Source organism: Holdemanella sp. (assembly GCF_056804935.1).
In genome coordinates this window covers 1-9,358 of sequence record NZ_DBMEXE010000048.1, presented here as the reverse complement: position 1 = coordinate 9,358, position 9,358 = coordinate 1, and the positions used below count along the sequence as shown (strand labels likewise).

Below are 9,358 nucleotides of genomic sequence, written 5' to 3'. Positions count from 1 at the left end.
GAATTGAGTTTAAAAGGAAAAAACCGTAACAACTTTATTAAGGCGCTTTATGACAATGTTCGTAAGGCTTTAAAAGCATTCCCAACATTAGAATTTGAAAAACAGCACGACCGTATGTATATTTATCTTCATGATGAAGATTCTAAGCAGGTTAGTGATATTTTAGCTAAAGTTTTTGGAATATCTTCCTTCTCATTAGCTATTAAAGTGGAACCAGATTTAGATCAAATCATTGATGCTTGTTATGAATCTTTAGATTTAACAACACCAAAAACATTTAAGGTAGCTGCACGTCGTAGTGATAAATTATTCCCATATATTTCAGACGATATTAATCGTAGGGTTGCAACTAAGATTTTAAAGAACAGTGACTGGAAAGTGGATGTTCATAATCCGGATGTAAAAATTGTTGTTGAAGTTCATCAAGATGCAGCTTACATTATGACAGATCGTATCCAAGGTGCTGGTGGATATCCAGTGGGTGTTGGCGGAAAGGCCATGGTTTTATTAAGTGGTGGAATTGATTCTCCAGTTGCCTGCTATTTAATGATGAAACGTGGTGTACACATAGAATGTATTCACTATGCTTCACCTCCATATACTTCACAAAATGCACAAGAAAAAGTAATGGAACTAGCTAGACTTGTATCTGGTTATCAAGGTGATGTTTTAGTTCATGTTGTTCCATTTACAGATCTTCAATTGGCAATCTATCAAAATGCGGATGAAAGTTATGCGATCACATTGATGCGTCGTATGATGATGCGTATTGCGACAGGCCTAGCTAAGAAAAGACATGCTCAAGCTATCGCAACAGGCGAATCGATTGGACAGGTTGCAAGTCAAACTTTAGAGAGTATGCTTACAATCAATGATGTCACAAATATGCCGATTATTCGTCCAGTTGTTTGTATGGATAAAGTTGAAATTATTGATCTTTCTAAAAAGATTGGAACATATGAAACAAGTATTCTTCCTTATGAAGATTGTTGTACGATTTTTACACCAAAGAATCCGGTCACTAAACCTCGTGTGGATAAGTGTGAAAAATATGAGGCAAAATGGGATTTTGACAAGATGGTACAAGATTGTATAGATAATACAGAAGATATTTGGGTACATCCAGTTAAGGTTGAAGAAGATTTATTCTAAGAGAAGTGAAATATAGCGCTTCTCTTTTTCTTTTATGTTATAATCTTTTTATGTTGATATGTCCGGTGTGTAAAAAGAAACTAATAAAAGAAAATAAAACATTTCGATGCGAAAATAATCATTCTTTTGATTGTGCCAAACAAGGTTATGTGAACTTATCACGTAAACAGACAAAGAATCATGGGGACAATGCTTTAATGGTCAAAGCGCGTACGGATTTTTTAGAAAAAGATTATTATGATTTTATGCGTCAATATGTAAAGGAAAAGGCTAATGGATCTATTTATTTGGATGCTGGCTGTGGTCAGGGTTACTATACAAAAGAGATAGGGGCGAACTTTGAACATAGTTATGGGATTGATTTGAGTAAGGAAGCGATTCTACATGCGTCTAAACAAGATAAACATACGCAATATATTGTGGGTAGTTTATTTGATATGCCTTTTTTAGATGAGAGCATAGATTGTGTTACAAGTATTTTTGTGCCTTTAGGTCAAGATGAAATCTATCGTATACTAAAAGAAAATGGATATTGGATCGTAGTAGGTCCGGGTCCTAAGCATTGTTTTGAATTAAAAGAAGTATTGTATGACACACCATACGAAAATGAAATGCCTGAAATACTAGAACAATATGAATTGGTAAACCAGGAAATTATTCAGGAAAAAAAGATGGTAGATGATGTATGGTCTTTACTGGAAATGACACCATATCGATATAAAACGAGTCAAGTTGGACTTGATCGTGTAAAACAATTAGAAAGGTTAGAGGTTACGTTTGAGTTTGTCGTAACTGTGTATAAAAAATATGAAAACAACAGTAAAAAAATGGGGAATTAATGGTGAGGGAATTGCGTTCCATGAAGGAAAGCCAGTATTTATTGAAAATGCCATTCCAGATGAAGTCATTGGATTTGATATTAAAAGTGATGAAGGTACTTATTTAGTTGGAGAATTAACTCGTTTAGTTGAACAGAGTTCAAAGCGTCGCTACCCACTTTGCCCAATTTGGAAAGAGTGTGGTGGATGTGCTTTGATGCATGTAAAGTATCCAGCTCAGTGTAAAATGAAGGAAGGAAATTTAAAAGAGACGCTGATTAAGTATGCGGATTATAATGGTCGCATTTTACCAATCATAAAGAATCCTGAGCCATTGTCATATCGTAATAGCTGCAAACTTCCTTTTGGTGAAGAATATGGGGAGTTATATACAGGAATGTATGAGCGTGATACAAATCATTTCCAAAAGATGGAAAGATGTTATGTGCATTCAAAATTGTTGGAACAAACGCGTCAGGAAGTTTTAAAAATTATGAATGAGCATCATTTAAAGATGTATGATGATAAAAAGAAAACGGGTTATCGTACATTGGTGATGAAAGAATTTGATTCTAAGATTCAAATTATATTTGTGACGGGAAAAGAAGATATCAGTGAAGAATTTATTCATGACGTAACTCAATTAGAGGGTGTTGTTTCAATCTGGCAAAGTGTAAAAACAGAAACAAAGCGTGAAGTATTTGGAGATATGCGTTTTATTTGGGGAGAAGAAAAGATGCATCTTCAATTAGAAGATATTCAATTATCTTTACTTCCAAGATCTTTCTTCCAGTTAAACACGAAACAATCCGTGAATCTTTATAATGTGGTTAAAGATTGGATGCCAAGATCAAAGACTACGGTTGAAGCCTATAGTGGTATTGGTGCCATCAGTTTATTTGTGAAAGATAAAGCTGAAGAAATCGTTGGTGTTGAATCCATTCAGGATGCGGTTGATAATGCCAATGAAAATGCGATGTTAAATCATGCAGACAATGTATCTTTCATTTGTGAAGATGCGGGTAGTGCCTTAGCACATTTAGTGCAAGAAAAAGAAGTGGATACATTGATTGTGGATCCGCCTCGTTCTGGCTTGGATGATATAATGAAGGAAACTATTTTAAAATCAAAGATCAAAACGATGATCTATGTATCTTGTAACCCAGCTACTTTGGCTAAAGATTTAGGCGTATTAAAGAAAGAGTATCGTATTGTCAAGATTCAACCAGTTGATATGTTTAGTCAAACTCCACATGTAGAAAGTGTTACACTACTTGTTCGTAATGATGACTATAAACCTAGACGTCGTTTTGATGATCGAAAAAATCGTGACTATAAACCAAGAAGAGATGGAGATTTCAAACCTAGACGTCGTTTTGATGATAAAAAAGATGGAGACTTCAAGCCAAGACGCCGTTTTGAGGATGATAAGCCAAGAAGACGTTTTGATGATCGAAAAGATGGTGACTATAAGCCTAGACGAAGATTTAATGATGATCGTAGATCAAAACGTTTTACAGATGACAAACCAAATCGTAGATATGGTAAATAAAACATGTAAGGATTTCAGGAAAATGAAACTGAAGTCCTTTTCTTATTTATTAGAAATTTGTTTCTGAGAATCTTGGCACTTCAGTGATGAGAGATTCAAATATGGATGGCAGTGAATTAGAACCTATTGTGACAATCAATGATAAAATGTTGTACTATATCATTGTTAAGGATACCTAACCAAAAAAGTTCACAAATTAACTAAACAGATGGTTTTATGTTAACAAATGCGTTATAATGATTGTAGCGCATTCTTTTTATTTTTTAATTCATAATAATATACAAAAAAAGAGATAGGCTTTTTGCGTCTATTTGTGAGTAAAATAACAAGAATCTATGAGGAGGAGTTAAGAAAATGAATAATTTTCCACATTTATTTGAACCAATTGAAATTGGAAAGACAACAGTAAAAAACCGTATTTTTATGCCACCTATTTCAACAAACATGGCCGATAAAGGGTATGTTACAGATGATTTAGTAGCACACTATTCTGCACGTGCAAAAGGTGGAGTTGGACTTATCGTTACTGAAGTTGTAACTGTAGAACCAACTTATGTATATCTTCCAGGAGATATGTCAATTTATGATGATAGTTTTATTCCAGGATGGAAAAAATTGGTGGATGGCGTACACCAATATGGAACTAAAATCTTAGCACAATTGTTCCACCCAGCTTATATGGCATTCCCAGTTCCAGGAACACCTCAATTGATTGCACCAAGTTGTGTGGGTCCTTACTATGCACAAAGTGCACCAAGACCTGCAACAATTGAAGAATTACACACAATCGTTGACCAATTTGGTCAAGCGGCTCACCGTGTACAAATTGCCGGTGGTGATGGCGTTGAAATTCAATGTGCTCATGCCCACGGATTATTAGGTGGATTCTTAACACCACTATATAATAAACGTACGGATGAATATGGAGGAAGTCTAGACGGACGTTTACGTCTATGCTTAGAAGTTATCGCATCTGTTCGTAAATACTGTGGAGACGACTTTATTATTGATGTTCGTATTAGTGGTGATGAATATAGTGAAGGTGGATTGACATTAAATGATCAAATCTATGTTTGTAAACAATTAGAAAAAGCCGGAGTTGATTTTATTCACGTATCTGGTGGTAACACAATCAAACGTGGATCAAGTATGCCTGCTCCAGGTACAAGTCCAGCACCTCACGCTCACTCAAGTGAAGAAATTAAAAAGCATGTAAATATTCCAGTTGCGACTGTAGCTCGTATCAATGAACCATGGATTGCCGAAGAATTAATCGCAAATGAAAAATGTGACATGTGTATGATTGGACGTCCAAACTTATGTGACAGTGAATTCGCAAATAAAGCATTTGAAGGAAAAGTAGACGATATTCGTCCATGTATTGGATGTGGTCGTTGTTTAACAGGTATCATGATGGGTAAACGTATTTCTTGTACAGTAAATCCAAGCGTGGAAGATGATACAATTGCACCTGCTGAAACAAAGAAAAAAGTTTTAGTTATTGGTGGTGGTCCTGCTGGTATGGAAGCAGCATATGTTGCAAAAAAACGTGGACACGAAGTTGTTCTTTGTGAAAAATCGAATGAACTTGGTGGACAATTAAGACTTGCGGCTGTTCCAATCGCGAAACAAGAATTGTGTAAAGTTATTAAATTTATGATTCGTCGATTAGATCATGAAGGTGTTGAAGTTCGTTTAAATACAGAAGTCACAAAAGAAATGCTTGAAAATGAATTTAAAGATTACGAAATCGTATGTTCAAGTGGAGCTACACCAAAAGAAATTCCACCATTCAAAGTATTCAAAAATTGGATGACTGCAGACGATGTATTATCTGGAAAGAAATATCCAGGACGTAACATTGTTGTATTAGGTGGTGGAAGTGTTGGATGTGAAACAGCGGATTATTTAGCACCATTAATCAATGACTTATTCCCAATGAATCGTAAGATTACATTATTAGAAATGACAAATAACTTAATGCCTGGTGAAGGTGGAGCTGCAAAATCTAGATTGACACAAAGATTGATGCAGAAAGGTGTTCGTATTGAATTGAATGCACAAGTAACAAATGTGGATGAAGAATCTATTACTTACGTAAAAGAGGGTGTTGAACACAAAATTACAGAAGCAGATACTTTAATTTTCGCTGTCGGATATGCGCCTAAGAAAGTGGAAGTGGAAGCAGAAAATGTACACTATATTGGGGATTGTGAAAAAGTAGGAACTTTAAAAGATGCGATCACAAATGCGCATGAAATTGCTAAAAATATCTAGGAGAAAATATGACAAGTAAATTATTGCAACCGATTCAAGTTGGTAACTTAACTTTTAAAAATAGAATTATGTTTCCCCCTTTGACAACAGGATATGAAGAAAGAGACGGATCGATTGGGCCTCGTTCATTAGCTTTCTATACAAGACTTGCACAAGGTGGATGTTCTTATATCGTTATTGGTGATGTGGCTCCTGTTCGTACGGCAAGTCCTACACCAAAACTATATGATGAATCGCAAATTGAGATGTATAAAAAATTAGCGTATGCCTTACATGAACACGATTGTAAAGTAGCTTTACAATTGTTCCACCCAGAATATGATGTTCAAGGTGTAGGAAAAATGATTATGGAAGCTGGTATTGCTGGTCAATTGGCGGCAAAAGCAAAGGCTGCAAATGATGTAGAAGAGGCTGAAAAACAACAAAAAATCTGTGACGAATTGACAAAGGGTGCATACGCAAAATTACATCATGATATGCAGCACTTTGTGACGGAAGCAAGTGTTGAACAATTAACAGCTATTAAAAACAGCATTGCCCAATGTGCTAGAAAAGCGCAAAAAGCAGGTATTGATGCGATTGAAATTCATGGTGACCGTTTATTAGGTTCATTATGTTCAAAGTTATTAAATCATCGTACAGATAATTATGGTGGTAGCTTAGAAAATCGTACGCGTTATGCATTAGAAGTTTTACAAGCAATTAAAGAAGCGGCTCCATCCATGATGGTTGAATATAAACTTCCAATTATTACAGTCAATCCAGATGGATCTTTACGTGGTAAAGGTGGTTTATTGGAAGATGAAGCGGTTGAATTCGCAAAAATGTTAGATGCAGCAGGAATTGATATGATTCAAGTGGCTCAAGCTAACCACACAGGAAACATGGGCGATACAATTCCTCCTATGGGTGCTGTTCCTTATAACTGGACGTTAGGTGCTTGTGAAAAAGTGAAAGCCGTTGTTTCTTGTCCTGTGGCAACAGTGGGTCGTGTTGTTAGTGTTGAAGCTGGTGAAAAGATTCTAGAAGATGGTACAGCAGATATCATTGGATATGGAAGAAGTTTATTAACAGATCCAGATATTGCCAATAAAGTGGAAAAAGGTGAATGCATTCGTGAATGCTTGAACTGTAATAAAGGTTGTGTAGATGCCATCCAATCTCGTCGTTACTTAAGCTGTGTTTTAAATGCAGAAAATGGAGATGAAGAAACAATTTTCATTCAACCATGTACAGAAACGAAGAATGTCGCAATCGTAGGTGCTGGTCTTGCCGGATTAGAAGCGGCTCGTGTAGCTTATAAACGAGGACATACAGTGACTGTATTTGAAAAATCAAATCGTTTAGGTGGACAAATCAATATTGCTTCAGTTCCACCAAGAAAAGATGAAATCTTACGTTCGGTTCAATACTATGAAAAATTCTTGCCTGGTAAAGTGGACATTGAATTCAATCACGAACCAACAATGGATGAATTGAATGGATTTGATCATGTGATCTTGGCCATTGGTGCTCACAATATGGATCTTCCTATGTCGGTAGAAAATTCAAATGTTGTATCCAGCTGGGATATCTTGAATGGTCAAGAAGTATCTGGTAAATGTGTTGTTTTAGGTGGAGGTTTAGTAGGTGCTGAAACGGCTGAATATTTGGCAAATAAAGGTCTAGAAGTTTCAATCGTTGAAATGATGGATAAAATTGCAGCGCAAGAATCTGAAACAGTATTGCCATTGATGGAAGCTGATTTTGAAAAACACAATGTTCAAGAATTTGTGAATACACGTGTTAGTGAAATTAAAGATAATGTCATCTATGCAGTGAATACAAAAGATGAAACAAATGTTGAAATTGCTGCAGATACAATTGTAAATGCATTAGGTTCTAAAAAGAATGTATTTGATGATAGTAAGTTAACTGTTCCATTCACTTATGTAGGAGACTGCAGTGGTGAAAGAACAGCAGATATCGCAAGCGCTATTCGTACAGGATATAAGGCTGCTAATGAAATCTAAGAGGGTGTGAAAACACCTTCTTTTTTTGATATAAAAATGACTGTGGTTCATAAATATATAAATCATATATAATATATATCTCAAAACGGTATAAAAATAATGACCATAGCTCATAAAATTTACACATTTGAAAATTTGTCTATTAAAAACTCATTTTTAAAGAACTAGAATGAAACTATAAATGAAACCGGAGGAAGAGTTATGAATTTTAGTTCTTTACAGAGTAGTGTTCAAAAGTTTGGAATGAATCAGGCATTAAAATATTTGGAGAAGGATCCTGAAACCAATATTCCAAAATTAATGAATTTAGTAGATAAGGTTATGCCTGAAGGTTGGTATGGTTCACAGCGTAAAGTGATTCGTGAACAAATCGATGAAAAAGGTGTTTGGTATGACTACATTTTAAAGTTGTATGATTTGGATGCAGATGTTCGGCAGACTGTATTTAAAAACTTTATTTTTAATGCGTCTTTAAATGGTAGTACAAAACAAGAGGAATTATCAGAAAAATATAATTGTAATATTCCTTGGGCCGTATTATTAGATCCAACATCTGCATGTAACTTACATTGTACAGGTTGTTGGGCTGCTGAATATGGACATCAATTAAATTTATCTTTAGATGATATTGATTCGATTATTCGTCAAGGAAAAGAATTAGGTACTTACATGTATATTTATACGGGTGGAGAACCTTTAACACGTAAAAAAGATGTGATTAAAATTTGCGAAATGCATCCAGATTGTGCTTTCTTGTCTTTCACAAATGGTACATTGATTGATGGAGAATTCTGTCAGGATATGTTGCGAGTTAAAAACTTTGTGCCAGCCATTAGTTTGGAAGGTTTTGAAACAGCGAATGATTCTAGACGTGGTGATGGTTGTTACAATTCTGTAAAACGTGCCATGGAATTATTAAAGAAACACAAATTGCCATTTGGAATTAGTACTTGTTATACAAGTGTAAATTATAAAGATATCGCAAGTGATGAATTCTTTGATTTAATGATTGATGCAGGTGCTTTATTCTGCTGGTTCTTCCACTATATGCCAGTAGGAAATGGGGCTGTAAAAGAATTGCTTCCAACACCAGAACAAAGGGCGTATGTTTATCATCAAATTCGTAAATTCAGAAGTGAAAAACCAATTTTCACTATGGATTTCCAAAATGATGCGCAATATGTTGGTGGATGTATTGCTGGAGGAAGAAGATATCTTCATATCAATGCCAAAGGGGATGTAGAACCATGTGTATTCATTCATTATTCGAACTGTAACATTCACAAAACAACATTACTCGATGCACTTAGATCTCCTTTATTCCAGGCTTATCATGATAATCAACCATTTAATGAAAATATGTTAAGACCTTGTCCAATGTTAGAAAACGCTGGTCGTATTCAAGAATTGGTGAAACAAAGTAAAGCAGTCAATACAGATTATGAATCCCCAGAAGATGTGGATCACTTATTGGAAAAGACACATTTAATAAATTAGGATATAAAGCTAAAATCAACACTCATACAACGTCTTATATAAATTGACTT

The 9,358-nt window shown here is 35.1% G+C and carries 6 protein-coding genes; all 6 read left to right on the top strand.

Going from position 1 to position 9,358, the window contains the following annotated elements; translation table 11 throughout:
• A partial coding sequence (thiI, locus tag ACZQCL_RS03715; protein WP_482481875.1) for a tRNA uracil 4-sulfurtransferase ThiI occupies positions 1 to 1,152 on the top strand: 1,152 nt, incomplete at its 5' end.
• 50 nt (positions 1,153 to 1,202) lie between these two features.
• Positions 1,203 to 1,991, top strand: a complete 789-nt coding sequence (locus ACZQCL_RS03710) for a putative RNA methyltransferase (protein WP_482481874.1) — start codon at positions 1,203 to 1,205, stop codon at positions 1,989 to 1,991.
• Positions 1,960 to 3,522: a 23S rRNA (uracil(1939)-C(5))-methyltransferase RlmD gene (rlmD, locus tag ACZQCL_RS03705; protein ID WP_482481873.1), complete on the top strand. Its 1,563-nt coding sequence runs from the start codon at positions 1,960 to 1,962 to the stop codon at positions 3,520 to 3,522. The genes ACZQCL_RS03710 and rlmD overlap by 32 nt, the downstream gene beginning before the upstream one ends.
• A gap of 354 nt (positions 3,523 to 3,876) precedes the next feature.
• Entirely contained in the window at positions 3,877 to 5,799 is a 1,923-nt protein-coding gene (locus ACZQCL_RS03700) for an oxidoreductase (RefSeq protein WP_419008053.1), read from the top strand.
• A gap of 8 nt (positions 5,800 to 5,807) precedes the next feature.
• On the top strand, positions 5,808 to 7,811 hold the full coding sequence (gene bilR, locus ACZQCL_RS03695; RefSeq protein WP_482481872.1) for a bilirubin reductase, long form: 2,004 nt from the start codon (positions 5,808 to 5,810) through the stop codon (positions 7,809 to 7,811).
• A 201-nt stretch (positions 7,812 to 8,012) separates the two neighbouring features.
• Positions 8,013 to 9,308: a radical SAM/SPASM domain-containing protein gene (locus ACZQCL_RS03690; RefSeq protein ID WP_482481871.1), complete on the top strand. Its 1,296-nt coding sequence runs from the start codon at positions 8,013 to 8,015 to the stop codon at positions 9,306 to 9,308.
• The last annotated feature ends 50 nt before the right edge of the window (positions 9,309 to 9,358 follow it).